Below are 1,090 nucleotides of genomic sequence, written 5' to 3'. Positions count from 1 at the left end.
TGTGCGGCTGGCTGCTGCCGGAGACGCGGCCGGCGCGGCAGGCGAACGCGGCGTTTCTGCCGGTGCTGCGCCGGATGGCGAGGGACCGGCAGATTGGCCTGGCGGTTATCCTGGTCGCGGCGTTCAACGTCAGCCTGTTCAGCTACTACAGCCTGGCGCCGTTTATCTTCGCCAAGCTGCGCCTGCCGGTCGCTGCGTTTGGCTACAGCGGCATAGCGCTGGCCGGCGGCTCCCTGGTCGGGGCGCTGCTCAATCGCCGGCTGTTGCGCAGGGGCGTGACTCAGGGGCGGATGCTGCTGCTCGCCTGCTGGCTCCATCTGGCCGCCGGTGCGGCGGTGTATCTGTGGCGCGACTCGCTTTGGTTCCTGCTGCCGATGGCCGGGGTGGCGCTCGCTTTCGCCATGGCGATCCCGCTGGTGCTGGGATCTGCGCTCGGCGCCTATGGCGATTGTCGCGGCACCGCCGGGGCCATTTTCGGTCTCGCCTACTACCTGCTGATTGGCCTTGGGCTAGCGCTGGTCGGCTGGGGGCAATCGCTGGGGACGTCGCTGATGGTCTGCGCCGCGCTCGGTGTCATCGCCGGCATCCGCTACTTACCCTGTTTCGCCGAAAAGAGCGCGGGCGCCGTCCGGGGCACCCGCGTCGGCTAGTCCTCCTCCACCAGCCGCTCGCCGCTGGCGGCATCGAAGAGGTGGATCTTCTCGCGCCGGGCGGCGAGATTCAGCGGCTGCTGGAGCCGGGCGTCGATGCGTCCGGCGACCTGCACGTGAACCGGGAATCCCTGCCAGTCGAGATGCAGCAGGGTGGACTCTCCGGTCACCTCCATGATGTTAACCGTGCCGGGCAGGCCGTCGGGGGCCGGCTGGATATCCTGCGGGCGCAGGCCGACGGTGACCGGCGCGCTTCCCTGGGCCGCCGCCGCCCGATGCCAGCGCGCCGGCAGCGCCAGCCACAGCTCGCCGCAGCGCACGCCGGGAACCCCGTCGCGGCTGGCTATCTCACCCGCCAGCAGGTTCATCGGCGGCGAGCCGATAAAGCGGGCGACAAAGGTGTTGCAGGGGCGATCGTAAATTTCCAGCGGCGGCCCCTG

The 1,090-nt window shown here is 70.0% G+C and carries 2 protein-coding genes; one reads left to right on the top strand and one right to left on the bottom strand.

The window, feature by feature from the left end:
- Positions 1-74 precede the first annotated feature (74 nt).
- Positions 75-650 (top strand): MFS transporter, encoded by a 576-nt coding sequence (locus tag PFH44_RS27870; RefSeq protein WP_283826880.1) that lies wholly within the window; start codon positions 75-77, stop codon positions 648-650.
- Here the strand turns inward: PFH44_RS27870 and PFH44_RS27865 are convergent.
- Positions 647-1,090 (bottom strand): TOBE domain-containing protein (locus PFH44_RS27865; RefSeq protein ID WP_283826879.1); only part of this gene is annotated, 444 nt, incomplete at its 5' end. The two genes, PFH44_RS27870 and PFH44_RS27865, sit on opposite strands and share 4 nt — an antisense overlap.

Source organism: Klebsiella sp. Ech2A, assembly GCF_030078455.1.
Taxonomy (GTDB): domain Bacteria; phylum Pseudomonadota; class Gammaproteobacteria; order Enterobacterales; family Enterobacteriaceae; genus Klebsiella; species Klebsiella terrigena.
The sequence above is the reverse complement of the archived record's forward strand: the minus strand, read 5'-3'. Positions and strand labels throughout refer to the sequence as shown.

Coding starts and splice junctions, on each gene's coding strand:
- PFH44_RS27870 (WP_283826880.1), top strand. CDS start 75: ATGGCGAGGGACCGGCAGATTGGCCTGGCGGTTATCCTGGTCGCGGCG.